At 58.7% G+C, this 24,144-nt stretch carries 28 protein-coding genes and 4 pseudogenes; 22 read left to right on the top strand and 10 right to left on the bottom strand.

Annotated elements, in window-relative coordinates; translation table 11 throughout:
- Nucleotides 1-10 precede the first annotated feature (10 nt).
- Entirely contained in the window at nucleotides 11-2,227 is a 2,217-nt protein-coding gene (locus MUN84_RS04180) for an ATP-binding protein (protein ID WP_244696779.1), read from the bottom strand.
- Nucleotides 2,228-2,487: 260 nt separating this feature from the next.
- On the opposite strand from MUN84_RS04180, the gene MUN84_RS22810 reads away from it, so the two are divergent.
- The 5 genes and pseudogenes from MUN84_RS22810 to coaD all read left to right on the top strand — a co-directional run bounded on the left by MUN84_RS22810 (nucleotide 2,488) and on the right by coaD (nucleotide 5,431).
- Nucleotides 2,488-2,826, top strand: coding sequence for a DUF4126 domain-containing protein (locus tag MUN84_RS22810; protein WP_262920639.1), 339 nt, complete (start codon nucleotides 2,488-2,490; stop codon nucleotides 2,824-2,826).
- Complete coding sequence (locus tag MUN84_RS22815; protein WP_262920640.1) at nucleotides 2,796-3,095, top strand: DUF4126 family protein; 300 nt, start codon at nucleotides 2,796-2,798, stop codon at nucleotides 3,093-3,095. Before MUN84_RS22810 ends, MUN84_RS22815 begins: the two co-directional genes overlap by 31 nt.
- 113 nt (nucleotides 3,096-3,208) lie before the next feature.
- Nucleotides 3,209-3,724, top strand: coding sequence for an NUDIX domain-containing protein (locus tag MUN84_RS04190; protein ID WP_244696780.1), 516 nt, complete (start codon nucleotides 3,209-3,211; stop codon nucleotides 3,722-3,724).
- 148 nt (nucleotides 3,725-3,872) lie between these two features.
- Nucleotides 3,873-4,748, top strand: coding sequence for a DUF3822 family protein (locus MUN84_RS04195; RefSeq protein WP_244696781.1), 876 nt, complete (start codon nucleotides 3,873-3,875; stop codon nucleotides 4,746-4,748).
- A 219-nt stretch (nucleotides 4,749-4,967) separates the two neighbouring features.
- Nucleotides 4,968-5,431, top strand: a pseudogene (gene coaD / locus MUN84_RS04200) (pantetheine-phosphate adenylyltransferase).
- A 79-nt stretch (nucleotides 5,432-5,510) separates the two neighbouring features.
- On the opposite strand, the gene MUN84_RS04205 reads toward coaD, so the two are convergent.
- Nucleotides 5,511-5,990: a hypothetical protein gene (locus MUN84_RS04205; RefSeq protein ID WP_244696782.1), complete on the bottom strand. Its 480-nt coding sequence runs from the start codon at nucleotides 5,988-5,990 to the stop codon at nucleotides 5,511-5,513.
- 29 nt (nucleotides 5,991-6,019) lie between these two features.
- Nucleotides 6,020-6,721, bottom strand: coding sequence for an NUDIX hydrolase (locus MUN84_RS04210; RefSeq protein WP_244696783.1), 702 nt, complete (start codon nucleotides 6,719-6,721; stop codon nucleotides 6,020-6,022).
- A gap of 201 nt (nucleotides 6,722-6,922) precedes the next feature.
- On the opposite strand from MUN84_RS04210, the gene MUN84_RS24415 reads away from it, so the two are divergent.
- Together MUN84_RS24415 and MUN84_RS24420 are read left to right on the top strand one after the other, a co-directional pair.
- Nucleotides 6,923-7,162 (top strand): metallophosphoesterase family protein, encoded by a 240-nt coding sequence (locus MUN84_RS24415; RefSeq protein WP_410780070.1) that lies wholly within the window; start codon nucleotides 6,923-6,925, stop codon nucleotides 7,160-7,162.
- On the top strand, nucleotides 7,123-7,416 hold the full coding sequence (locus tag MUN84_RS24420) for a metallophosphoesterase family protein (protein ID WP_410780071.1): 294 nt from the start codon (nucleotides 7,123-7,125) through the stop codon (nucleotides 7,414-7,416). Before MUN84_RS24415 ends, MUN84_RS24420 begins: the two co-directional genes overlap by 40 nt.
- A 169-nt stretch (nucleotides 7,417-7,585) precedes the next feature.
- Here MUN84_RS24420 and MUN84_RS04220 read toward each other — a convergent pair whose 3' ends face one another.
- Entirely contained in the window at nucleotides 7,586-7,756 is a 171-nt protein-coding gene (locus MUN84_RS04220; protein WP_244696784.1) for a hypothetical protein, read from the bottom strand.
- A 101-nt stretch (nucleotides 7,757-7,857) separates the two neighbouring features.
- On the opposite strand from MUN84_RS04220, the pseudogene MUN84_RS04225 reads away from it, so the two are divergent.
- The 3 genes and pseudogenes from MUN84_RS04225 (at nucleotide 7,858) to MUN84_RS04235 (ending at nucleotide 10,381) form a co-directional block, all read left to right on the top strand.
- Nucleotides 7,858-8,878: pseudogene (locus MUN84_RS04225) on the top strand (threonine aldolase family protein).
- Nucleotides 8,879-9,052: 174 nt separating this feature from the next.
- On the top strand, nucleotides 9,053-9,718 hold the full coding sequence (locus MUN84_RS04230; RefSeq protein WP_244696785.1) for a metallophosphoesterase: 666 nt from the start codon (nucleotides 9,053-9,055) through the stop codon (nucleotides 9,716-9,718).
- A 24-nt stretch (nucleotides 9,719-9,742) separates the two neighbouring features.
- Nucleotides 9,743-10,381 (top strand): DNA-3-methyladenine glycosylase family protein, encoded by a 639-nt coding sequence (locus MUN84_RS04235; RefSeq protein ID WP_244696786.1) that lies wholly within the window; start codon nucleotides 9,743-9,745, stop codon nucleotides 10,379-10,381.
- Nucleotides 10,382-10,384: 3 nt separating this feature from the next.
- Here the strand turns inward: MUN84_RS04235 and MUN84_RS04240 are convergent, their stop codons facing one another.
- Genes MUN84_RS04240 through MUN84_RS04250 form a run of 3 tightly spaced genes read right to left on the bottom strand, consistent with a single transcriptional unit; the run spans nucleotide 10,385 to nucleotide 11,809 of the window.
- A complete protein-coding gene (locus MUN84_RS04240) occupies nucleotides 10,385-10,594 on the bottom strand; it encodes a hypothetical protein (RefSeq protein WP_244696787.1) in 210 nt (69 codons plus the stop codon).
- Nucleotides 10,595-10,615: 21 nt separating this feature from the next.
- Entirely contained in the window at nucleotides 10,616-10,873 is a 258-nt protein-coding gene (locus MUN84_RS04245; protein WP_244696788.1) for a hypothetical protein, read from the bottom strand.
- Between the two features lie 15 nt (nucleotides 10,874-10,888).
- Entirely contained in the window at nucleotides 10,889-11,809 is a 921-nt protein-coding gene (locus tag MUN84_RS04250) for a DUF58 domain-containing protein (protein WP_244696789.1), read from the bottom strand.
- Between the two features lie 456 nt (nucleotides 11,810-12,265).
- On the opposite strand from MUN84_RS04250, the pseudogene MUN84_RS04255 reads away from it, so the two are divergent.
- From MUN84_RS04255 to MUN84_RS04275, 5 genes and pseudogenes are all read left to right on the top strand, one after another.
- Nucleotides 12,266-12,618 (top strand): annotated as a pseudogene (locus tag MUN84_RS04255) (DUF3276 family protein).
- Between the two features lie 275 nt (nucleotides 12,619-12,893).
- A pseudogene (gene ychF / locus MUN84_RS04260) lies at nucleotides 12,894-13,989 on the top strand (redox-regulated ATPase YchF).
- A 72-nt stretch (nucleotides 13,990-14,061) separates the two neighbouring features.
- Nucleotides 14,062-14,271 carry an alkylphosphonate utilization protein gene (locus MUN84_RS04265; protein WP_244696791.1) on the top strand — a complete coding sequence of 70 codons (210 nt, stop codon included), beginning with the start codon at nucleotides 14,062-14,064 and terminating at the stop codon, nucleotides 14,269-14,271.
- Nucleotides 14,272-14,356: 85 nt separating this feature from the next.
- Nucleotides 14,357-14,512 carry a hypothetical protein gene (locus tag MUN84_RS04270; RefSeq protein WP_244696792.1) on the top strand — a complete coding sequence of 52 codons (156 nt, stop codon included), beginning with the start codon at nucleotides 14,357-14,359 and terminating at the stop codon, nucleotides 14,510-14,512.
- Between the two features lie 20 nt (nucleotides 14,513-14,532).
- Nucleotides 14,533-15,093 (top strand): hypothetical protein, encoded by a 561-nt coding sequence (locus MUN84_RS04275; RefSeq protein WP_244696793.1) that lies wholly within the window; start codon nucleotides 14,533-14,535, stop codon nucleotides 15,091-15,093.
- Here the strand turns inward: MUN84_RS04275 and MUN84_RS04280 are convergent, their stop codons facing one another.
- Nucleotides 15,094-16,554 carry a M48 family metalloprotease gene (locus tag MUN84_RS04280; RefSeq protein WP_244696794.1) on the bottom strand — a complete coding sequence of 487 codons (1,461 nt, stop codon included), beginning with the start codon at nucleotides 16,552-16,554 and terminating at the stop codon, nucleotides 15,094-15,096.
- Between the two features lie 298 nt (nucleotides 16,555-16,852).
- Between MUN84_RS04280 and MUN84_RS04285 the strand changes: the two genes are divergently transcribed.
- Nucleotides 16,853-17,806 carry a hypothetical protein gene (locus MUN84_RS04285; RefSeq protein ID WP_244696795.1) on the top strand — a complete coding sequence of 318 codons (954 nt, stop codon included), beginning with the start codon at nucleotides 16,853-16,855 and terminating at the stop codon, nucleotides 17,804-17,806.
- Between the two features lie 89 nt (nucleotides 17,807-17,895).
- On the opposite strand, the gene MUN84_RS04290 is transcribed toward MUN84_RS04285, so the two are convergent.
- Together MUN84_RS04290 and MUN84_RS04295 are read right to left on the bottom strand one after the other, a co-directional pair.
- Complete coding sequence (locus tag MUN84_RS04290; RefSeq protein ID WP_244699119.1) at nucleotides 17,896-18,183, bottom strand: hypothetical protein; 288 nt, start codon at nucleotides 18,181-18,183, stop codon at nucleotides 17,896-17,898.
- Between the two features lie 199 nt (nucleotides 18,184-18,382).
- Nucleotides 18,383-19,240 carry a DUF5103 domain-containing protein gene (locus tag MUN84_RS04295; RefSeq protein WP_262920642.1) on the bottom strand — a complete coding sequence of 286 codons (858 nt, stop codon included), beginning with the start codon at nucleotides 19,238-19,240 and terminating at the stop codon, nucleotides 18,383-18,385.
- 245 nt (nucleotides 19,241-19,485) lie between these two features.
- Between MUN84_RS04295 and MUN84_RS04300 the strand changes: the two genes are divergently transcribed.
- Genes MUN84_RS04300 through MUN84_RS04325 form a run of 6 tightly spaced genes read left to right on the top strand, consistent with a single transcriptional unit; the run spans nucleotide 19,486 to nucleotide 23,908 of the window.
- Nucleotides 19,486-19,812, top strand: a complete 327-nt coding sequence (locus MUN84_RS04300) for a hypothetical protein (protein WP_244696796.1) — start codon at nucleotides 19,486-19,488, stop codon at nucleotides 19,810-19,812.
- Between the two features lie 2 nt (nucleotides 19,813-19,814).
- Complete coding sequence (locus MUN84_RS04305) at nucleotides 19,815-20,858, top strand: PhoX family protein (RefSeq protein ID WP_244698660.1); 1,044 nt, start codon at nucleotides 19,815-19,817, stop codon at nucleotides 20,856-20,858.
- Nucleotides 20,828-20,968, top strand: coding sequence for a hypothetical protein (locus tag MUN84_RS04310; RefSeq protein ID WP_244696797.1), 141 nt, complete (start codon nucleotides 20,828-20,830; stop codon nucleotides 20,966-20,968). The genes MUN84_RS04305 and MUN84_RS04310 overlap by 31 nt, the downstream gene beginning before the upstream one ends.
- 56 nt (nucleotides 20,969-21,024) lie before the next feature.
- Nucleotides 21,025-21,174: a hypothetical protein gene (locus MUN84_RS04315; protein ID WP_244696798.1), complete on the top strand. Its 150-nt coding sequence runs from the start codon at nucleotides 21,025-21,027 to the stop codon at nucleotides 21,172-21,174.
- Between the two features lie 17 nt (nucleotides 21,175-21,191).
- Complete coding sequence (locus MUN84_RS04320; protein ID WP_244696799.1) at nucleotides 21,192-22,088, top strand: leucine-rich repeat domain-containing protein; 897 nt, start codon at nucleotides 21,192-21,194, stop codon at nucleotides 22,086-22,088.
- Nucleotides 22,088-23,908: a cytochrome-c peroxidase gene (locus tag MUN84_RS04325; protein ID WP_244696800.1), complete on the top strand. Its 1,821-nt coding sequence runs from the start codon at nucleotides 22,088-22,090 to the stop codon at nucleotides 23,906-23,908. The genes MUN84_RS04320 and MUN84_RS04325 overlap by 1 nt, the downstream gene beginning before the upstream one ends.
- The last annotated feature ends 236 nt before the right edge of the window (nucleotides 23,909-24,144 follow it).

The following is a 24,144-nucleotide window of genomic DNA, read 5'->3' on the forward strand; positions in this document are numbered from 1 at the left end:
CTACGCCGCTTTAAGCTCCCGGCAGGGTTACAACAAACCTCGAGCCCCTACCCTCCTCCGACTCGGCCCGGATGGTGCCCCCGTGGCTTTTCACGATGTCATAGCTTAAGGAAAGACCCAGGCCCGTGCCCTCGCCAGCGGGCTTGGTAGTGAAGAAGGGCTGAAAGATGTTGGCTAAAACCTCAGGCGACATGCCGGCACCGTTATCCTGCACCCAAATTTCCACCCCATTCGGCCCGGCCTGGGTGCCTATCTTTACCAGCGGCTGGTAGTTTGTCTCGCCGGTTTGCTGACGCTGGGCCACAGCATATAAGGCGTTCGTGAATAGATTCAGCAGCACGCGCCCCATATCAGAGGGCACCATGGCTAGTGAGGGTAGATTGGGGGCCAGGTCCGTTTCAACCCCAACGGTCAGGGCTTGGTCGCGCAGCTCGGGGCTTTGCCGGGCCAGTTGCAGGTATTCCAGCAGCAGGGCGTTCAGGTCGGTGGGCTCGCGCTGCCCGGTACCGGCGCGGGAGTGCTCCAGCATGTCTTTGATAATGGCGGAGGCCCGAATGCCGTGTTGGCTAATTTCCTGCAGATTCTGCCGCAGCCCCAGCAGAATCTTCTGCTCCAAACCGGGCTTGCTACCCACTTCATGCATGGTATCGACCATGGTGGTACTGACCTCGGCAAACCGCTTCATGAAGTTAAGCGGGTTCTGCAACTCGTGGGCGATGCCCGCCGATACCTCGCCCACGAAGGCCCACTTCTCGGACTGTACCAGCTGGTGTTGGGTAGCGCGCAGCTGGACCAACGTCTGCTTGTTCAAGTACAGCTGCCGGTACACGGCCAAGCCCAGCCCCGAAATCAATAGAATAGCCACGGCCGCTACCCCTAGCAACTGATTCCGCTGCCGGAGGCGTAGGCCCTGCAGGCTCTTTTCGTGACGCAGGCGTATAATCTGGTTGTTTTGAGCCTGTTCTATTCGTTCCCCTTCGTACTGAGCCAGCAGGTTGTTGCCCTGGGCCGCATTCAGGGTATCCATCAGGTCGAGGTAGATTCGGGTGTACCTGCGCAGGGGCTCGGCCGCGCCCCGGGCATCCTGGAAGCGAATAATCTGTTTTAAGTACTTGGGACGCAGCATCTGAAAATTAGCAGCCGTGGCTTTTTCGTAGGCCCGCTGCCAGGCCGCATCGGCCCGGGGGTAGTCCTGCCGGGCAGTGTAATACTGGGCCCAGGTGGCATCGAGGGCAAACTCACCGGGGCGGCCCGTGATAGGCATGCGCAGGGAATCAGCAATTTGCTGAGCCCGGGCGAGCAAGGGTCCTACCTGCTGGGGTTGGTGCTGGGCCAGCAATACCTGGCTTTTCAGCACGAGGCCGTACGCCGTAAATGGCAGCTTATCGACTGAATCGAGGCGGGCCGTTTCCAGGGTTTGATTGGCGTAGCGCAGGGCTGCTGCAAGGTTGCCCTGCTGCAGGTAGAGCTTGGTTACGGCCTGCAGCCCAAACAGGCGCTGTAGCCCCTTGATGCGGTATTTCCGGTTCAGTTCTGACGCTTGCTTTAGGTACTGCAGTGCTTTCTGGGCGTTGCCCCACTCCGCGTAGGTTGTGCCCGCCACCATCAGCTCGTTGGTATATAAGCGGCGGTGAAACCCTTGAAACAGGTCCGCCGCGTGCAGGTAGTAGCTAATGGCCTGGTTATAGTCGCCGCGGTGGCGAAAGGTGCCGCCCAGCACCAGGTAGCAAGCCGCCTGATTTTCAATGGCTCCCTGCACCCGGTACTGCGTGAGCTTGCGGCTAAGATAGGCAAAGCGGGCGTCGGATTCCCGCAGCTCATTGTAGAGCGGACCGAGGTCAATCAAAAGCAAAGGAATGGGGTGCCGGGCCTCGTCAAACAGCTCAATGGCTTGGTGCAGAGCATCCAAAGCCTGGCGGGGCTGGCGGGTTTTCACCCAGAAATTCACGCCGGCCCGCAGCTCTCGGTACGGAGCTTCATCCAACTGCTGCGTGCGGGCGTTCAACCGGAACAGTTCATCCAGGAGGGGAAGTACTTGCACGCGCCGCCGCACTTCGGTCAGCTCCACTACATCCAGCATGTGGGTAAGCGTCCGCACCCGAGCGGTATCCGCTTGCTGGCGCCGCAACACGTGGTTAAGCGAATCAAAGTCGGCGGCCCAGTACCCGTGTTGTGCTACCATAGGCCGGCCTACCAGCAGCAGTAGCACCGTAATAATCCACTTCATATCAATTGAGCGCGGCACCACTGGAGGTGCTGGCCGGCCCGCCAAGTTGGGAAGAAAACAGCAGACTCCGGCCTGACCTGGGCCCCGAAGCTCAGGCTTTCCAGGCCCGCTCTTCGCTGCTCCCGTAGCCGACTGCGGAGTAGCTTCCTACCAAGGCCAGACGAAGCAATTGCCGTGATGCCCGCAAGGTTCCGTATATTTTGCAGGTTGCAGGGCCCGCGCGGTGCCCGTGGTTTTCCTTCGTACTCAGCCTGTTGGCAATGGAACATCTAGATTATCTTCTGGCGGGTGCTTTGGGTCTGGCGCTGGCGGCCTGCAGCGGCTTCCGCGTATTCGTGCCGCTGCTAGCAGCTTCCCTAGCCTACCGTACCGGGTACCTGACCCCATCCGTGGGCTTTGCGTGGCTGGGTACCTGGCCGGCCGTAGCGGTGCTGGGCACGGCCACGGTGGCCGAAATTCTGGGTTACTACCTGCCCGTGGTTGATAATGTGCTGGATACCATTACCGGTCCAGCGGCCTTTCTGGCCGGCACCATCCTGATGACCTCGGCGCTGCCAGACATGCCCCGGTGCTGCGCTGGGGGCTGGGCGTACTGGTAGGAGGCGGCACGGCGGGCATTATTCAAACGGGCACCTCCCTGCTGCGGGCGGGCTCTACCGTTACCACGGCTGGGCTGGGCAACCCGGTGCTGGCTACGGTTGAAAACTTGCTGGCCATTGTCGGCGCGGCCCTGGGGCTGCTGCTGCCGTTGCTGGTAGCCGCGCTGGCGGTAGGCACCGTGGTGTGGGTGCTGGTTCGGTTGCGGCGCTGGCGGCAACGCCGGGCAGTGCGCCGGGGTGGGCTGCCAGCCGCTGGTGGGCTGGAATAAGCCGCTGTTGAGCACACTAAAACCCTGGGGGCGGCAGTTAATGAACCCGCTTGCCTGCTTTCTTCGTAAGCTTGCGTCTTCGCGTTAGCCCGCCCGGGTGCTGTGCTTTTTTTATGACTGACTTTTCTTCGGCGGCTCCTTCCGCCTCCCTGCTGGAAGCCTACGCCGGCGTTGCCCGGGTTCGGGTGTGCGGCCTGCTGGTTCGGGAAGATGCCCTGCTGCTTACGGCCCACCGCGGGCTGCTACCCAACCAGTTGCCGTTTTGGTCGCCGCCGGGCGGGGGCTGGCAATTTGGAGAAACCCTGCAGCAGTGCTTGGCTCGGGAATTCCAAGAGGAAACGGGCCTGGCCGTTAGTGTAGGTCGATTTTTACACCTGCACGAATTCCGGAGTCCGACGCTGCAGGCCCTGGAGCTCTTCTTTGAAGTGCGCCCCCTCGACGCAACTGCCACGCCTACCCTTGGCCGCGACCCCGAACACGCCGCCGAAGCCCAACTACTCACTCACCTAGAGTTTGTCACGCCGCGCCAGCTGGGCCAGCTGCTACCCTCGCAGGTCCACCCCGTACTCCGCGACATCATCAGCCCCGATGACGTGTTTATTCCTCAGATTCGGTTTCAACAAGGGTAGGTTCCTAGTGGGATTCAGCCCTTTGGCCTATTTGCTGGCCTGTTAGCTGTGTAGGGCCGGTTTGCAACCCGGTTTTTGAGTCGGCTGGCTCCTACGTACCTTTAGCGGACAATTGTTTCTGTTCGTGCCCACTTCTTGCCCTACCCCTATGTCCACTACCGTCTTTATGCCCCCGGTTGCCCTGCACCGCTTGCACGACGAAACGCTGGACCTGGATAACCTATCGGCCTATAACCTCTACTTAACTGCTGGTGCGGCGGGCCTGCGCGTGGGCGTGGCCGATGTGCGCCGCAATAAGTTCGTGGCCCTGGAAGATTATGCGGCTCCGGACAGTGCTAGCTCCCTAGCCACGCAGGCGCAAGCCCTGGCCGCCGAGCACGAGTTGGTAGGCCGCACCGGCTGGAACCGGGTGCTGCTAGCCGTTCAGAACCGGCATTTTACGTTGCTGCCGGCTTCCCTTTTCCGCCCCGGCGACGAGGCCGCTTATCTGCGCCTGCACCACGCCACAGACCCACAGCGGGAGTCCGTTCATTGCTACACCCACACGGGCCTGGAAATCAGCAGCGTGTTTGCGGCGGAGCGGGGCCTGGCCGAATGGTTTCGGGCTACCTACCCCGAGGGCCGGTTGGTGCACCACACCAGCACGCTGCTGGAAGGCATAGCCCACCAGAACGAGCAGGGTAGCGCCCGGCGCATCTACCTGAGCATTGGCCACCAGGAAGTTACGCTGGTAGCCATGCGCGACAAGCAGCCGGAATTCTGCAACGTCTTTCCCTTTAGCACCCCCGAGGACCTTATTTACTACACCATTCTGGTAATGCAGGAGCTGCAGCTCAACCCCGACCAGGACTTGGTGACGGTGTGGGGCGACCTGATGCACGATTCCGAGCTTTTTACCATCCTACGCAAGTACATTCGCAACATCCGGTTCGGCAACCGCCCCTACGACCTGAGCTATAGCTACCGCCTCAACGACGTTTTTGAGTACCGCTACTTCGAGCTCTACGCCCTGCACTTATGCTAAGGGCGAGATGTCGAATTGGTAAAACGGCGAGTTTGTTCCGTAAGAAATCCCTCATCTGGCGCTTGCGCGAAGGGCCTTCTCTCGTCAGTACATGCCATTGTTACGCCCGTTGTGCTTTCGCGAAAAGTTTCCTCACTCCGCCCCGGATGATAGGCCTTTTGCAAACTCGCTGAGTCACTCACCCATCATTTCACAGGTTCACCATCTCACCACTGCTTCATGCGAATTGCCTTGTTTCCTGGCTCCTTTGACCCTTTCACCAACGGCCATTTGGATGTAGTACGGCGCGGTACGGCTTTGTTTGATGAGGTGATTATTGCCATCGGCAACAACAGTAGCAAGCAGCGCTACCTGCCCGTAGAGCAAATGATTAGCCTGATTGAGGAGATTTTTCGGGAGGAGCCGCGGGTGTCGGTGCAAGCCTACAAGGGGCTAACGGCCGATTTTGCCCGCGAGGTAGGTGCCCGGTTCCTGCTCCGGGGCCTGCGCAACACCACTGACTTCGAGTACGAAAACACCATTGCCCAGGCCAACCGCCACGTTAACCCAGCCCTGGAAACCGTATTCCTGATTACCTCTCCCCCTTGGCGGCCATCAGCAGTACCATCATCCGCGAAATTCACCGCTTCGGCGGCAACGTCAATGATTTCGTACCCTTCCCGCTACCGCCAGCGGCTGGCTAATACGCCACAAGAGCCCATGAGAAAGGCCGCCCCAACAATGTTGAGGCGGCCTTTTTCGTGAACTGTAACCGGTCCGGGGCTATTTCCGGGCTACAACGCGCATACCCACAATTGCGCGGTTGTTCTGGGGATTCACAACGGGTAGCACAATGTAGTCCGTGGCCGTTAGGCTGAGGTTACCGTTACGCAGAATTTCGTCTTCATCCGTGCCCACCAGCACTAGGTCGCGCACTTTACGGGTGCGGGCGTGGAACGTGGCCACGATGGTCGTACCGTTCCGCTCAAACGTATTGATCCAGTCCTCGCCCTTCGTCGACTTCATTTGTTCGGCCGTGGGCTCGGCGCCTACTTTTTGGTCGCGAGCTTCTTGCGGAGTACCTAGCGCCCGGCGCACCTGGTCGATGTTGCGGCCTACCAGCGCCGGTACATCTACGGCAGCCTTTCGGCCGGCCTCTACGCTGCCCGTGCTCGGGTCATTGGGTTCTGAAACGGTTTGGGAGCCGGTGCAGGCCGCCATTCCCAGCAGCACCGCAAACGGCAGGTAACGAAATGGGCGCATTGGCACAAATATCGTTAAACGAATAAATACTACTTAGTGGACTCGTGGTCGGCGGGTGCCTGGCCCGCGGTTTCACTCAGGTAATGACGCACTACCAGCGCAATGCTGGCATAAGATTCATCGAGTACGTTCAGCGCGTCCTGCGGAGTCATCCAGCGCACCTCCTCAATGTACTCCTCGGCCTGGGGCTTCATGAAGGAGTCATCCAGGCAGCGCATGATGTACCAGTTTGTTTTCTTCAGGATTTTGTTGCCATTGTAAGCGTAGGAGTGCCAGGTGCTGGGTAGGTCTTCCCCAATTTCCACCTTGATGTTGCACTCCTCTTCCACCTCGCGCAAGGCGCCCAGGGCGGGGTCTTCCTCCTTTTTAAGCTTGCCCTTGGGCAAATCCCACTTACCTAGCCGGTAGATCATCAGAATCTGACCATCCTTTACCACCAGGCCACCGGCCGCCTTCACAATCTTAAACTGATCTTTCAGATGCAGAATAAGACGCTTTTTCTTGCGCGCCAGCAGGGTAAGAGAAGTTAGCTTTTTCAGCTTTTTTACTTCCATCAGACGTAGCAACCGGTCCACGAACACGTCCGTTACGTCGCGCACGAGCACATCCCCAATCAGATCCTTGGAGATGAACTCATCTTCCGGATTTAAAATCAGGTCGTACTTGTGCTTGTATATCTTCTCGCTGTTCTTCTTGATAATCAGCGGAATATCGTTGATGAAAACGTTCATCGCGGGGTAATCTGGAGGGGCGAAAAGGGGACTCAGGCGGGTTGCTGCAAAACACAGCATATTTCCCCGGAAACGAAAGCCTCCGGGGTCGGGCAAGATACGGGATGTCCGCGGTTGTGTTGTATAAAGCTGCGCCGCTACGAAATAAAGCAGCTGCACCAGCCGGCAGGAAACCTGCCCGCGCCTACTACCTTCGTCGGTATGAAGAAAATTGGTCTGCTTTCTGACACGCACAGCTACCTGGACGAGCGGATTCTGCACCACTTGCAGGAGTGCGACGAAATCTGGCACGCCGGTGATTTTGGTACGGCAGAAGTAGCCGAAGCTCTGGCGGCGGTAGCGCCCCTGCGCGGCGTGTACGGCAACATCGATGGTTCCGACGTGCGCCACACTCAGCCCTGGTGCAGAATTTCGAGCTGGAAGGCCTGCGGGTGCTCATGACCCACATTGGCGGTTACCCCGGCCACTACAGCCCCGCTGCCCGGCCCCTGGTGCAGCAGGAGCGCCCCGGCCTCTTTATTAGCGGCCACTCCCACATTCTTAAAGTAATGCCCGACCCGAAGCTGGGTTTGCTGCACCTTAACCCGGGCGCAGCCGGTCGCCACGGCTTCCACAAGGTACGCACGCTGCTACGCTTTGCCGTAGCCGAGGGCCGGGTGCAGCAACTGCAGGTAGTTGAGCTGGGACCTAAATAACGCCCTGCTAACTTGACTCCGGCCTTTCCCTTGCGCAGCTCTCGTACGACTACCTATGCACTTTCCGCCAACTAAAAAAGCGCCTTTTCCCGCAGGAAAAGGCGCTTTTGAGAATTCTGGTTTGATACCCACCGACACCGGGGTAGGTGCACCAGACGCAAAGTCCGGACTAAGCGGCGGCTTCGGTCGTTGCGTCGCTCTTGGTGAAGCGGGCCTTCAGCTCGTCGAGGTCCACGTTCTTCAGAACGGGCGTGAGGAGCAGTTGCTTAATGATGCGCTGCTTGTTGTTGGCGCGGGCAATGTTCTTGCGGTGCTTCCGCTTCAGACGGGTAACGGTCATTTTTCCGGGTCGGTTTAGGTCTTCTACTAAATGAGGGGCAAAAGTAACGACTAAATTTGAAACCGGGAAACCTTTCCCGCTTTTCCTTCCTATCCTAACCCATGACTGATTCTGTGATTGACCTGCGCTCCGATACCGTGACGCGCCCCACTCCGGCTATGCTGGAGGCCATGTTCCGGGCCCGCGTGGGCGACGATGTGTACGAGGAGGACCCCACTGTGCGGGCCCTCGAGCAGGAGGCCGCCGCCCATTTCGGGCTGGAAGCTGGCTTGTTCTGCCCCTCCGGCACTATGACCAACCAAATTGCTATTAAGGCCCACACCGAGCCCCTATCGGAGGTAATCTGCGAGCAGAACTCGCACATTTATCTGTGGGAAGTAGGCGGCATTGCTTTCCATTCGGGCGCTTCGGTGGCTCTGCTGCCGGGCAACCGCGGCCGCCTGACTGCCGCCCAGGTAGAGGCCGCCATCCGCCCGTGAATGTGCATTACCCCACTACTAGCCTCATTTCGCTGGAAAACACCCACAACCGCGGCGGGGTAGCTGCTACGGGTTGGGAGAACTGGAAAGCATTGCCGAAGTAGCCCGCCGCCACCAGATTTCGCTTCACCTCGACGGAGCGCGCATCTTCAACGCCCTGGTAGCCACCGGCCAGCCAGCCAGGAATATGGCCGCATTTTCGATACCATTTCGGTGTGCTTAAGCAAGGGCCTGGGGCGCCGGTGGGCTCCGTGCTTTTGGGCAGCCAGGCGTTTATCCAGAAAACCAAGCGCATTCGCAAGGTGATGGGCGGAGGCATGCGCCAAGCTGGCTACATTGCCGCCGCGGGCCTGTACGCCCTAGAACACAACGTGGAGCGCCTCACCGACGACCACCGCCGCGCCCGGCAGCTGGGTGCTACCCTAGCGGCCCAAAGCTACGTGGCGGAAGTGCTGCCCGTGGAAACCAACTTGGTCATCTTCCGCCTCCAGGAAGCTACCCCGCCGAGCAGTTCCTGGCCCGGCTAGAGCAGCAGGGCATCCGGGCTACCTCCTTTGGCCCCCAAATGATTCGGTTTGTAACCCACCTGGATATTGACGACGCTATGATCAGCCGCGTAGAAGCGGTGCTGGCGGCTATGTAGCCCCGCGTTGCTTCGTACCCGTAAGAAATAAATCCGCCCGGGTTGGCCCGGAGGCGTCAGGCCTCAGGCCCTACCCGGGCGGACTTCCTACCCCGCAGCCGGCATAAGCTGGCGCTTCAGGGGGCCGCCGCGTATCTTTCGGCTCCTGCCCTGCTCTCGACCTACCTCTTTCCCATGAATCCTTCCCTTTTCGTTATTGGCGACGTGCACGGCTGCTACCATACGTTTCGGGAATTGCTAGGGCACTGGCGGCCGGCGCAGGAGCTGCTGGTGCAAACCGGCGACCTAGTGGATCGGGGCCGATTTGCACCCGAATGCGTGCAGCTGGCCATTGAGCTGGAGGCCCGGCACCCGGGCCGCACGGTGTTTCTGCTGGGCAACCACGAGTACGAAATGCTGAAGCACTTCGGGCCCGACGGCCCCAACCCGCCCTGGTTGGGCTGGGGCGGACGGGCCACCGTGCAGCAGTACCAGGGCCGGCGCGAGCTGCTGCACCAGCATCTAGCCTGGCTTCAGCAGCGGCCCTTCACCTGGGAAAATGACCACCTGCTCATCAGCCACGCCGGTTTTGCCGATACGCCAACTCCCCTGGACCCAGAAGATATGGATGGGGTACTCTGGCGGCGCGGGCCCCTGCGCAACATGGGCCGGCGCCAGGTGGTAGGGCACACGCCTACCCCGGCGGGCGTCCCGACGTTTGATGCGGCGGCCAACGTGTTTAACATCGATACGGGAGCTTGCTTCGGCCATAACCTCAGCGGCCTGCGCGTGTCCTTCAGCGGCGAAGTACTGGGGGAAGTATTGATTCCGACTTCGCTGCTGGATATTGTTTTGGCCTAACCCCTCCCCTGCTGTTCCTTGCCCATGTCTGCCAGCGCCTTGCCCCTTCCTGCTGACCCTGCCCTGTTTCACCTAACCCAGGCCGACCCGGTGCTGGCCGCGCTTATCCGGCAGGGTCGCCCCATTGCGGCTTCCGCCCACGAGGATTTGTACCTAGCGTTGCTACGAGCCATTGTCAGCCAGCAGATTTCCACGAAAGCGGCCGCTGCCATCTGGCGCAAAGTACAGGCTTTGTTTCCGCCCGATGGCTACCCGGAGCCGGCCGCTCTGCTTCTGCTCACCGATGAAGACTTGCGGGCGGCGGGCATCTCGCGTCAGAAAGCGGGCTACCTGCGGGCTATTGCCGATTTCGCCCAGCAGGACCAGCTCGACCACGCCCACCTCAGCCAGCTGTCGGAGGAAGAGTTTACGCGCCACCTCACCCAGATTAAAGGGGTAGGCCGCTGGACCGCCCAAATGCTGCAGATGTTTGCCCTGGATCAGCCCGACGTATTTCCGGAGGGTGATTTGGGCATTCAGAACGCCATGCGCCGGCACTACGGCCTGCCGGAAACCGGCCGGGCCCTGCTCAAACGGATGCTGGAAGTAGCCGAGCCCTGGCGCCCCTACCGCACGCTGGCCAGCAAATACCTCTGGCAATCCTTGGATAACCAGCCGGGGTAGGCGCTACTCCCCGGTGTTGCCGTTCCGCTCGTTGCGGCGGGCATCCCAAATGCCCAGCCCAATAGCTATAAAGGTGGAAATGAAGGGCACAAAGAACCCAAACAGCAGCCACGGCCAAAACCGCCGGCCATACATGTGCGCAATGTAAACGGTCATTACCGCCGACAGCAGGCAGACAGGCAGGGCAAAAAACAGCAGGTTAAGCAATTCCATGGGGCAAAAGTACGCAGAAGCCTAGTGGTAGCGGGCGGGCACCTGCTGCAGTTGCGTGTTTAGCTGCCAGTTTTGCGGCTTCATGTTCGGGTAAAACCACGCCGCGCCGGCCGCCAGCCACTGGGCGCGGTACCCCCGGGCCGAATTGGGGGTGTAATCATCGTAGCCAAACACTACCCCGCAACACGCGCAGGTGCTGTAATCCGGTGAGTGCTCATCGGGCCCCCACGGCGACTCGTCGTAATCAAGGCCGCATACCCGGCAATACCACAGTTCCATGAGCTTAGCAGCTATTTACCGCACCTTGCCGCGCTTCACCAGGTAGGCGTACAGCACCTTATCAAACGGCTCGCGGATATTAACCGGCACGAAATCAATCTTGTACTGCCCACAGCGCAGGGCTAGCTCGTGCTCGTACTGGCGCATGGTGGTCTGGTACTGTTCCCGAATCTGGCTGGGCTGCAGTTTCACGGTTTGCCCGGTTTCCAGGTCCTCGAAAAGGTAGGGCCGGTCCTGGAAATTGAAATCAGCCTCGGTGGCGCGGTCCATGACGTGGAACAGGAGCACCTCATGGTGCTGGTGGCGCAGGTGCTGCAGGGCGGCCAGCGTCTCGGTTTGCTCCTCCGGGGCCCGGCCCAGCATATCCGAAAACAGCACGACTAGGGAGCGTTTCGGGATTTGCTGGGCAATAGTATGAATCACACCCGACACATCGGTGCGGGCGCGGCCGGGGGTAGCGGGGCGCTCCAGCAGCTGCTGCAGGGTCAGGAGCAGGGTGTGACGGTGCGTGCTGGTAGAGCGCACGGGGGTTTGCAGCTCTACCTGGTCGGCGAAGGTGACGAGGCCCACAGCGTCGCGCTGCTTTTGCAGCAGCGTAGTGATGGCCGCCGCGCAAAGCACCGAAAACCGCAGCTTATCGTGGGTGGGAGCCGGGTAGTACATGCTCGGGCTTACATCGAGCAGCAGGTGGCAGCGCAGGTTGGTTTCCTCCTCGTAGCGCTTCACAAACAGCTTATCGGTGCGGGCAAACACTTTCCAGTCGAGGTGGCGGGTGCTTTCCCCGGGGTTGTAGAGGCGGTGCTCCGAAAACTCTACCGAAAACCCGTGGTAGGGCGACTGGTGCAGGCCCGTGATAAAGCCCTCCACCAGCTGGCGAGCCAGAAACTCCAGATTTTCAAACGAGCGGACAGCGGCTAAGTCGAGAGCTTGGGGCATAACGGGCAGAGGTGGTTTTCTTGGGACGGAGGCCCGCACCAAGGTACAAGGAAACCAAAGGAAACCCGCTGATACGGACCCCTGCAGTCGCAACAGCCGCTAGCTCCCACCGGTTCGGTGGGGCCGCTCCCATAATGGCCTTTGCCAGGGCAAGAAACCACCTAAAAACCCAGAACTAGGGACGCTTTCCTGCATAACAGGCTGATCAAACAGGAAGCAGCAGGATCATTTTTTATATAGTGATGCGCAGATATTTATCTTGCTTTTATACCAGCCATCTGCAACCAGGGCTAACAGGCCTTATAACCCCTGTATTTTGCTTAAAGCCGCATTTTTGAGATGAATGCCTGGGAAAATGAAAAAGCCGGACTTCAAATTTTTATATCTAGCTGAAAGCACGTATTTTGCGCTGAACTTCAATAATCTTGGAATAACAAAACTTTACCGGAAGGAACTGTGGAAGACCGTCACGACCAGGAAGAAATTTACTCCCAACGCATTAAAGCAGGTAAGCGCACGTACTTTTTCGACGTGAAAGCCACCCGCGGCCAGGACTACTATCTGACCATTACGGAGAGCAAGCGTCGCCTGCGCGACGACGATACGTTCTCTTACGAAAAGCACAAGATTTTCCTCTACAAGGAAGACTTCCTCAAGTTCGTGGATGCCCTGCAGGACGCCGTGGACTACGTGCGCGAGGAGTTGCTGACCCCGAAGAAGTAGCCGAACTGGACCGCCCCCGCCCCGCTTACGACAACGAAGGCCGCGATGGTGGCTACACGGCCCGCGCCACCGACGAGACGTACTAACCCTTATCCGGAAGCCTAGCGAAACACGCATTACTACCTGATTTTTTTCTGCTTCCTACCACACGGCGCGTCCGGCTTCAGCCTGGGCGCGCCGTTTTGGCTTCAGGGCCAGCTGAACGGCAAGTATCCAGTCGGCTTTACGGGGCTGGCACTAGGTTCCGGGCCGGCTAGCTTAACCGGCCGTGCTTTCCTTGGAAAAAGCCCCGTACCTTTGCGCCACGAATTGCGCCCTGGGCCCAACTCACCATCTCACTAACTCACTATTTCACCGTCATATGGGTCTCCGCTGCGGTATCGTCGGCCTGCCGAACGTGGGCAAATCCACGCTGTTCAACGCTCTTTCTAACGCCAAGGCCGAGTCGGCCAACTACCCTTTCTGCACCATTGAGCCGAACGTGGGCGTCATTACCGTGCCCGATGAGCGCCTCCAAATTCTGGAGCAGCTGGTAAACCCCAAGCGCGTGCTGCCTACCATCATTGAGTTCGTGGACATTGCGGGCCTGGTGAAGGGTGCCTCCAAGGGGAAGGCCTGGGCAACAAGTTCCTGGCTAACATTCGGGAGGTAGACGCCATCATTCACGTGGTACGCTGCTTCGACGACCCCAACATTGTGCACGTAGCTGGCGGCGTGGACCCCGTCTTCGACAAGGATGTCATTGACACCGAATTGCAGATCAAGGACCTGGAGAGCGTAGACAAGAAGCTGGCAAAAGCAGAGCGCTCGGCCAAAAGCGGCGACGCCCTAGCCAAGAAAGAGGTAGTGGCCCTGCAGCGCTTCAAAGATGCCCTGGAAGCCGGCCAGAACGCCCGCGCCCTGCAGGCTACCCCCGAGGAGCTGGAAGCAGTAGCCGACCTGCAGCTGCTCACCATCAAGCCGGTGATTTACGTGGCCAACGTGGACGAAGGTAGCATTCAGGGCGGCAACGCCCACACGGCCGCTTTGCAGGCCCACGTAGCCCAGGAAGGCGCCGAAGTGGTGCTGGTATCGGCCGCTATTGAGTCGCAGATTGCGGAAATGGAAGACCCGAGGAAAAGGAAATGTTTTTGGCCGAGTATGGCCTCACCGAGTCGGGCCTAAACCGCCTGATTCGCGCCTCCTACTCCTTGCTCAACCTGATTACCTACTTCACGGCGGGTGTGCAGGAAGTACGCGCCTGGACCATCCACCGCGGTGATAAAGCGCCCCAGGCCGCCGGCGTCATCCACTCCGACTTCGAGAAGGGTTTCATCCGGGCCGAGGTGATTAAGCTGGCTGACTACCAGGAGTACAAGACCGAGGTAAAAATTAAGGAAGCCGGTAAAATGGCCGTGGAAGGCAAGGACTACGTGGTGCAGGACGGCGACATTATGCACTTCCGCTTCAACGTTTAATCACGGATTTAGACGGATTTTCCGAATTACACGGATTCTGTTCGACTCTTAGGTGATAAGCCTACCCCTCCGATGGAAGTAAAAGACAGCAACGGCAACTTGCTCATCGAGGGCGACTCCGTTACCATTACCAAGGACCTAAAGGTGAAAGGTATGGCGCAGGCGCTGAAGCGCGGCACTGTGGTCAAGAACATTCGCCTCACCAACAGCCCCAGCGAGGTTGAAGGCAAAGCCGGGGGCAGTATGTTGGTTATCAAAACGGAGTTCGTAAAGAGAGCCTAGCCCCGCATCTGCAGCCACGTTGTAACTTAAGCGCCCGGTCGAATGGTTCGGCCGGGGCGTTTTTATTTACTCAATAAAAATTAAAATGAAAAACAAAGATCTTCTATTCTCTATGCTTGCTCTTGGAGCAGGAATTTTGCTTACAGTATTTGCTCCATATATGTTAACAAGATTTGGCACAGTTGATTTCAGCCAAACAGGACCTATAGGCGATACTATTGGGGAATTACCTCTCCAATAACTAACTTACTTGGATCGTTTTTGGTTTTCTATGCACTTAAAGCACAAATAGAAGCTAATGAATTAACAAGAATACAATTTCAAAAGCAAGAGAACGATGAAAGAAAGCGAAAGAATCTTGCACACTTACTTGAGCAAGTAAATATTATTAGAAATGAGATCAACGAATTTGGTTTCGTTCTCCAAGAATCTCAATCATCCGTTCCCGTTTCATATAAAGGTGCTAGCGCAATTGAAAGGTTAGCAAATTCCCTACCTAATATGATAAGTCATGCTCAAGGGCAAGGAGCAGATCCATTCAAATACATTCCATTGTTGAACAATATCAAAATACTATTAGAGTCAATACTCAATTTACAGACTGTGATAAAAAGTAGTGAAATAGATATCGATGACAGAGATTATTTATTATCAATATTATCATATCAATATTCTTCCAAAATAAGAATAGCTTTTGAATCGAAGATAGAAAAGTATAGAGTCAATGATTTCGTATTCAATTTCACTAATGAAACATCAGAGTCAGTTTTCACTGACAGACTATTTAGTATCATAACAAATATAAATTCCAATATAGACTAACTACCTCCCCACCACCTTGAACAACATTCCAGATGTCATTTTATCAGTGGTTTTCATGCCGTTGAGGATGGCCAGTTCCTCATAGCGTTTGGAGGGAATTCCGTTGGCGGCTAGAGCAGAAGCCAACGTTTGACCGGCTTTTGCGGTTTTGATGCGTACTCGCTCGGGCTGGCGGTTGAGCTTGGCGGCATCGGTAAGGCGGCGGTAGCCCTGGGCCGTGCGCTGGAACTGCGGAGCGTAGGTTTCGAAGGCAGCAGGCGAAGTTAGGCCCACGAAAGCATACAGGTTCTGGCCGTCCTGGATGATGAAAGTCAGGGTGCGGGCCGTGATGCCCTGCTGGCCAGTTTGCTGGTCCTGCCCTACCTGGTCGCCCTGGATAACAGCGGCCGGGAAGCCGTTGATGGTGGTGCGGCTCGCTTGGGCGTTCTGCAGCTTTAGTTGCTGGGCAAGGCTTTGCGCGGCGGCATCAAGGGTACCAGTGCCAGCGGGCAACAGCACAATAACGGCCTTGCCGCTGGGCTCAGCCATCTGAAACTGGCTGGGCGAGTTCTGCGACTTCCAGCCCTGGGGCACCGGAAACTGAAATTTCAGATCGGGATGGTAGAACACGCTGTTTTCCACGTAGCCTTCGCGCGGATTGTCGCCGTAGGGCAGGCCCTCAATCATGCGCAGGTACTGGTCGCGGTTCACGGCTAGTTGGCGACCGGCCTGCTGCTCAGCCTGTTGGGCTAGCTTTTTCACGTTCGTGTAGCGGTCAGCAGAGTTGGGGTGCGACGACAGGAAGGTGGGAATGGTAGCGGCGCCGCTGCTTTGCTCGGTACGCTGCAGAGTCAGGAAGAAATCGGCCATGGAAGCTGGGTCGTAGCCAATTTTGCTGGAGTACTTCACACCCAGCTTATCCGACTCGTTTTCATCGTCGCGGCCGTACTTCAATAGGCCCAGGCCCACTACCTGCGAGGCGGGCTGAGCAATGGAAGCTACCCGCTTGGAAAGGATGGAACCCAGAATAAGCGCTCCGTTGGCAATGGTAGAGCGGGTTTGCTGCTTCTGGCCGTGGCGGGCCGTGATGTGCCCGATTTCGTGGCCGAGCACCCCGCTGAATTGAGCCTCGTTGTTGAAGTGCGCCATAATGCCACGCGTAAAGTACACGTGGCCATCGGGGGTAGCAAAGGCGTTGATAATAGGCGAATCGACGATGGTAAAGCCTTTTACATCGGCGGGGCGGTCGGAAATCTTGCCCATCTGCATGCCTTTGCTATCGATGTAGCTCTGGAGCTTGGAGTCGTTGAGCAGACCAAATTGAGCCACCACGGAGGGGTCGGGTTGGGCACCTTGCACGGGCAGTACCGGACGAGCGGCTGGAACAACTGCAGCAACCGGAGCGGGCTGTGAGCCGCTCAGCGGCAGTAACAAAGCCAGCGTGGCACTGGCGTGCAGAACAGAGGTGAGAGTGGGTTGCATGGGAGGAAGAGAGCTAAGTGATGGTACCGAAGGGCGGAATAGGCCTGCAACGAGGCTCAAGGGCCCGAAGGTTACGGTGCTCCTACCCACGAGGCTAATTCTGTGCCGGTTTTGACTACCCAGTATATCTACCCCCAATCAACATCAATCTGCCACTGCTTCGGACTACCGTTTGCGGCTCCTTTAGCTGTGCGATGAGTATTGGGCCCTAGAAATAAATATTTATTAAACTATTTCAATATTTAATATTATTTTACTACTTACATCATACATTCCTCATCTCTCATATCCTTTCCTTATGAAGAAGACCGTACAAGCATCGGCGTGGGCGCTAGGACTTTTGCTAAGCGGCACTGCGTACGCTCAAAACAACCGCACTACCGTGCAACAAATCGGCGACGAGAACACCGCCACCGACACGCAGAATGGTAGCCAAAACGCAATTACGGTCAGTCAAGTAGGCTACTCAAACGATGCCACCGCCACGCAGACCGGGAACCGAAACGACATCAGCCAGACGCAGGATGATATGGGCGGTGCCATAGCCACGGCTACCCAGCTCGGAAATCGAAACGCTATTGCGCAGTCTCAACGAGGTTCCGGCAACTTCTTTGGGAGTCAAGCTACAGCTACTCAATCAGGTAACACTAACCTGATTACGCAAACCCAGGTAGGGCAAGCAGAAGCCACAGCTACCCAAACGGGCAATAGCAATACGGCGGTGCAAGACCAACTAGGCCGGGGACTGCAGGCTACCATTACCCAAGTGGGCAACAGCAATAATGCGGAGCAAATCCAGAGTGGGCCGGGCAGTACGGCTACGTTGCTCTCCGTTGGCAACCGCAATACTTCCTATCAGCAGCAAAGTGATATTAGCCAGACTGCTAGGGGTACTCAAGTTGGTAACAACAATACCTTGTCACAGACGCAGGCTGGCTCTAACCAGGTGGCTACCAGTACGCAACTAGGCAACCGCAATGAGGCAGAGCAAGCACAGCAAGGTACTGCCAACGTAGCCACTATCGAACAAACCGGCAACGATAACCGCGCCTACCAAGCGCAGGGCCTCGGTACTTTTAGTGGCGGCAACCAGGCATATATTGACCAGGACAGCAGAAACAGCTTCACCAGCCAGAGCCAGAGCGGCTTCCTGAACGATGCCCGCACGTACCAAGGCCTTTCCGGGCAAAGCAGCACGGTAGTGCAAGACGGCCGCGCGAATGTGACGGTAGTACGCCAAAACCATCCTTAACCCTCAGACCTACGCCTCTTACGAAAAGCGCGGCGCAACTCCTGGTTGCGCCGCGCTTCGGCTTATATACCCAACGGCTTACAACCGCGCTACGGCTGGCGGCTGTTCACGCCAATGGTCTGATAGCCGATGAGTAGGTCGGTGCGGGTACCGGGCGGGCGGTAATACACCAGCAGGTCGTAGCGGTTTTCGGTTTCCTGGTGGCTACCCTCCCAATACACGCTGTTCGGGCCCTGGGGCGTTTGCACGGCGTAGAGGTAATTGTAGTAGCCTTGCTTGAGCAGGGCGTGACCGGTGTACTGCTGGGCCGCGGCATCATACGTGAGCCTGAACTCGTCGCGAAATTGCCAGTCGGATAGGGCCCCGATGACGTACACCGGGCCGGGCGCGGGCTGGGCGGCACGCAGCTGAAAGGTTACATCGAGGTAGTCGGCGTTGGTGGCGCCGTTGCCGTACTCCCGGCTCTCAATGACGCGCTGCCCGTTAATGTCGTCGTACTGGGAGTATGCCTGGCCGTTGCGGCTTGCTTCGGGTTGAAGCAGGGCGGTGCGGGGGCGGCCTCGGCATCAAGACGGGCTACCCAATGCCCAAGGAGCGGAAGGTACGCAGGTCAAAAAACCGGAACTCGCTCAGGGCCGGAAAGGCATTTTCGAAGTTGAAATACTGGTAGTCGAGTTGGCGCTCAGCGTCGCGCACGAAGGTAGGCCGCAGGTTATAGTGTGCGTTGTCCCAGCGGTAGTTCTGGCGCAGCACTACCTTCACTTCCTGCACCGGATTTACCAGCTGCATGGTGTAGCGGATACCGAAATCGAGCTGCTGCAGGGTGTAGCGCTCCTGCCCCGCCACCGGAATACCCTGCTTCAGAAACACCTGCACCCCGCCTTCCTCATACACCAGCACCCGCCGGGAAAGCAACGGCGTGCCGCCCGCGCCCTGCACGACCCAGAGGTAGTTGCCCGAGAGCTTCACCCGCGGCATCTGGAGGCGGTAGTGGTAGTAGGGCACTTTGGTGCTAATGGAGGCGCGGTAATCGGTAATGGTCTGCTCATTGATTTCCGACAGAAACTGCATGTCGGTGAGCACGGAGGGTTGCCAGTTCAGGTCGCAGTGAATGAGCTTGGCCGTGAGCCGCTCGCCCTGCCCGCCCAGCACGTCGAACTCCAGCGCCACCGGCTGGCCCTGGCCCAGGGAAATAATGGGCGGATTGAACACCTCATTGGCCTGTCCGGTGGGCACGTAGCACTGCACCGTGCGCACGTTGGGGTTGTAAATGGCATCCTCGTAACGCAGGGTTTTGTCGGCGTAGTACTCGGGGCCGCGCTGCCCGGGCGTGGCAGGCCGGCGGGCGGCGTTGGGGTCCGTGATGGGCGTACCTAGTGGCACGCAGGCGGGGGCGGCAAGCAGCAGAAAGGCGGGAAGGAAACGGTAGCGCATAAAGACGAATGTAGGCGTTAGCCCGAACATCTGGGGCAGGGTAGGCGGTAGGAGTACGCATGCCCCCCAAGGTAGCTGCCCCGAAAGCTCTGGAACAGGCAGCAACCCGGCGGCCGGAGCCGACACGCACCCGGTTGAACCGGTCCGTAACATTGGCGTCACGCTAACTTGACACAGCGTTAATTTGGACGTAAATCAGAGGAAATAGTGGCTTTCGTACTTGCGGCGCATCTCAACCCCCTCCTATGAAGCCTACTCCTACTCTTCTAGCCTTGGCCCTGCTGGGCGGCGGCACTTCCTCTGCGCTGGCCCAAGTGGCCTGCCCGACCCTGCCCGCGGACCACATCAGCCGATTTACCTCGGTGCAGCCTTCCACTCAGCCGCAAGACCTGCGGCTGCCGGCTACCCACACCTTCCAGCTGCTAGCCCAGGGCGGCAACGCTTACACCAACGCCGCCGATGGGAACATGCTAGAAGCTTTCGACTTCACGGGCTACGCCCCATCAACGGCAGCAGCACCAACGGCTACCTCTCCATCAACCACGAGGGTTCTGGCACTACCTCGGGCGTGAGCATGCTGAGCCTGAACTTCAACGCCACCTCCAAGCTCTGGAACGTGACGGCCAAGCACCCCGTGAATTTTGCGCCGGTTATCGGTACTATCAACAACTGCTCGGGTACGGTAACGCCCTGGAGCAGCATTGTGACCTGCGAGGAAAACCTGGGCCCTACCAACCCCGTCGATACCAACAACGATGGGTACCTGGACTCGGGCTGGAACGTGGAAATCGACCCGGCTACGCACACCGTGAAGGACCAGAACGGCGACGGTCAGCCCGACAAGCTGTGGCAGATGGGCCGCCTGAAGCACGAGAACATTGTGGTAGCCGCCGACCTGCGCACCGCCTACGAAGGGGCAGATGATGGCTCGTCCAACAGCTTTGTGTACAAGTTTGTGGCCACTACCGCCGGGCAGCTGGGAGCGGGCACCCTGTACGCGCTGAAGCTGAACGGAGCCATTGGCACGGCTACTTCCGGCACCTGGATTCAGGTACCCAACTCCACGCCCGCCGAGTGCAACAACACCACGGTAGCGGCCCGGGCCCTGGGCGCAACCAGCTTCAATGGCGTAGAAGACGTGGAAATCAGCCCGCTTACCGGCCAGATCTACTTCACGGCCAAAGGCCCCGGCACCATCTACCGCTTCACCGACTCGGGCGCTAGCGGCACCACCGTCAGCAACTTTGAAATCTTCGCCGGCAACTCGCCCACGGTAACCAACCAAGCCTATCCTATCAACTACGGCTCGGGCTCCATTTCCGAGCCCTGGCGCACCGGCAACGATAACCTTACCTTCGATTCCCAGGGCAACCTGTACGTGCTGCAGGACGGGGGCCTGAACCACATCTGGCTGATTAAGCCCTGTCACACCCAGGCCGCGCCGGCCGTGGAGCTGTTTGCCGTGACGCCCGCCGGCTGCGAGCCAACCGGCATGACCTTCTCGCCCGACGAGCGGTTCATCTTTATTTCCATGCAAAGCCCGAAGAAACCAATTCGCTGGCTACCACGGATGCGGCGGGCCAGTCGGTGGTCTTCAACAAGTCGACGGCCTTGGTAATTGGCCGCAAGGGCACGCTGGGCACGGCTACCCCGTTGTCATCAACCAAAGGCAAGCCGGAGCTGGCGAAGGTGGAGCTCTACCCCAACCCATTGAGGACGGCGAGCTAACGCTGCACCTAACCCACACCCAGCGCGAAGCCGCTACCCTGCAAGTACTGACCAGTGTGGGAGCCCGCGTATTGGAACAGCCGGCTACCCTTACGGCCGGGGCCAACACCCTGCGGGTGCCCGTGGGCAAGCTGCGCAGCGGGTATTACTACCTGGTTATTAAAACGGCTACTACCACCACCACGCGTCCGTTCAGCAAGCAGTGAAGCAGCCTGTCGTCTCCTTGCTAACCATCCTAGTTGTTGCCCTGCAGTTTCTGCAGGGCAACACGTGCTTGGGCCAGTGCCCCACGAAAGTTTCTTTTTCCCTGCCGGGTGCCCTGCGCCAGCCGGCCTGCGTGACGGAGCTGAACCTGCGGGGGCAAAATCTGGAACTGCTGCCCGGCAACGTGGAGCAGCTGCGGCGGCTGCGGCTGTTGTTTGCCCACGAAAACCACCTGCGCCACCTCCCCGACAACCTGGTGCAGTTGGATAGCCTGCGGGTGTTATTCGTCAATAAGAACAGTTTGCTGGATTTGCCGCCGACCATTGGCAACCTCCGCCGGCTGCGGCAGCTGCAGATTGAGCAGAACATGCTCACGGAGCTCCCGCCCAGCATTGGCAGCCTCGACAGCTTGCGCTACCTCATGAGCGCCCACAACAACTTTACCTCCCTGCCGGAGCAGGTAGGGCAGCTGACCCAGCTTGAGTACTGCGACGTTTCGCACAATCAGCTCTTGTTCCTGCCTGCTTCGCTGGGCCGCCTGCAGAGCCTGCGCTACGTGTACCTGAACGACAATAAGCTGCAGCATCTGCCGGCCCGCCTGGAGGGCCTCACCCAGCTAGAGGAGCTAAACCTGTCCAACAACCAGCTGGAGGAGTTGCCGGCCAGCCTGGGCCGCTGCCGAAATCTGAAAGTGCTTATCCTGTCCGGCAACCAGCTCAAGGCCCTGCCCAACAGCCTGGGCCAGCTGCAAGCCCTGGAAATGCTGATTGTCAACGACAACCAGCTTACGGCCCTGCCCCGCTCCCTGCGCAAGCTGAAGAAGCTGAAGACTGTCATCGTCAAGCAAAACGCCTTTACCCCGACGGCCCAACGCCAAGCCGAGACGGCCCTGCCAGGGGTTAAACTCTACTTCTAATGTCTTCCAATCTGACCTGCTACCCCGCCGCGCTCCGCTCTTTGTTGCTGGGCTTGTCGGGGTTGCTGTTTTCGTTTGCGGTGCTACACCGCACGCCTGCCGAGCAGGTAAAAAGCTACTACGATGACCATTTGAAGCGCCTACACGCGGCCCTAACCCACTTTCAGCAGCGCACCTACCAGGCCGATACCACCGCCCTACGAGTTGAGTTTGCCGCTTGCCGGCGGGAGTACAAGCACCTGGAGTTTGCCGTGGAATATTACTACCCGCACGCGGCGGGCCGCATCAACGGGGCGGCCCTACCCGAAACGGAGCCGGGCGAGCCAGGCGAGGTTATTCAGCCCAGCGGGTTTCAGGTGCTGGAAGAAATCGTGTTTGCGGCTCCCGATACCCGCGCCAACCGGGACCTGATTCATCAGGAAATCGACAACCTGCTGTTTCAGGTGCAGCAATTGGAGCGCCAGGCTCCCCACCTGGCTTTTTCCGACGCCGAAGTGTTTGACGCCCTGCGCCTGAACCTGTACCGGCTGGCCGCCAAGGGAGTCTCCGGTTTCGACTCCCCGGCGGCGCACGCCTCCCTGCCCGAAGCGGCTGTTACCCTACAGGCTACCCGAGAGGTAGTAGGCCTGTTTGACGCGCCAGCAGCCCTCACTACCCATTTGCGCCGCTGCGAAGCGGCCGTAGCCACCTCCGGGCAAGACTTCAACTCCTTTGACCGCGCCCGTTTCTTCGTGCGCTATTTCAACCCGGCCCTGGCGGCCCTGCGCGAGGCCCAGCAGCAACGGCAGATTCCCTTCCTAGCTACCCGCCGGGCGGTGCGGGCTGATGCGGCTAGCTTTTTCGTGGCCGATGCATTTGACCCCGGATTTTTTGCCCCCGCCGATGCGGCCGCGCCCACTCCGGCGGTGCTGGCCCTCGGCGAAGCCTTGTTTCAGGAGCCTATTTTATCGGGGCGCGGCGGGCGCTCCTGCGCCAGCTGCCACGTGCCCACCCAGGCTTACGCGGATGGGTTGCGCGTGAACCGTTCCCTGCTGGCCGAGGCGGAGTTAGAGCGCAACACCCCTACCCTGCTTAACGCCGCCCTGCAGCCCGACCAGTTCTACGACAGCCGGGTGCATTTCCTAGAAGATCAGGTGCACGCAGTCGTGTCCAGCAAAGCCGAAATGGGCGGCCAGCTCAGTGAGGCACCGGCCCTGCTGCGGCGCAAAGGTGCCTACCCCAAGCTATTTGCCCAGGCCTTTACTACGGAGCGTGAGCCTGTTACCGAGCGCAACATCCGGCGTGCGGTGGCGGCTTACGTCCGCTCCCTGGTGCGCCTCAACAGCCGCTTCGACCAGTTTCTGCGCGGCGACACGGCCGTGCTGAGCAGCCGGGAAATCCTGGGGTTCAACCTGTTCATGGGCAAGGCCCAATGCGGCACCTGCCACTACCTGCCCCTGTTCAACGGCACCGTGCCGCCCCTCTACGACAAAACCGAAAGCGAAGTGCTAGGCGTGCCTACCTCGGCCGATACCCTGCACCCAACCCTGGACACCGACCAAGGCAAGTTTCTGCTTTACGGCATTGCCCACCAGCGGCACGCTTTCAAAACTCCTACCGTCCGTAATGCTGCCCTTACCGCTCCCTACATGCACAACGGCGCGTACCAAACCCTGGAGCAAGTTCTGGACTTCTACAACCGAGGCGGCGGCACCGGTCTGGGCCTCTCCGTACCTACCCAAACCCTAGCCGAGGACAAGCTTAAGCTAAGCCAAGCCGAGCAGCAGGCCATCATTGACTTCCTTAAGTCTCTGACCGACAGCCCCACGGCCGTTTATTGAGGACCGTTCCACTCGGGAAGCCACTGCACACAGCGCCTCGCTAATCCTACTCAGCGCAATATATACCGCTATGCAGAGGCGCCGCTGAAACGGCTCAACCCATTGCATTGGGTAGCACTGCAGTCTTCAGCACGCGAGATGCTTCAACTGCGCCTCCACAGGATGGTTTAACGAGTTTACTAGCTGCTACACTTGTTCAATAAAAAAGCCTGGCCAGAAGCTACATGCTTCCGGCC

Source organism: Hymenobacter sp. 5516J-16 (assembly GCF_022919335.1).
In the GTDB taxonomy this organism is placed as follows: domain Bacteria; phylum Bacteroidota; class Bacteroidia; order Cytophagales; family Hymenobacteraceae; genus Hymenobacter; species Hymenobacter sublimis.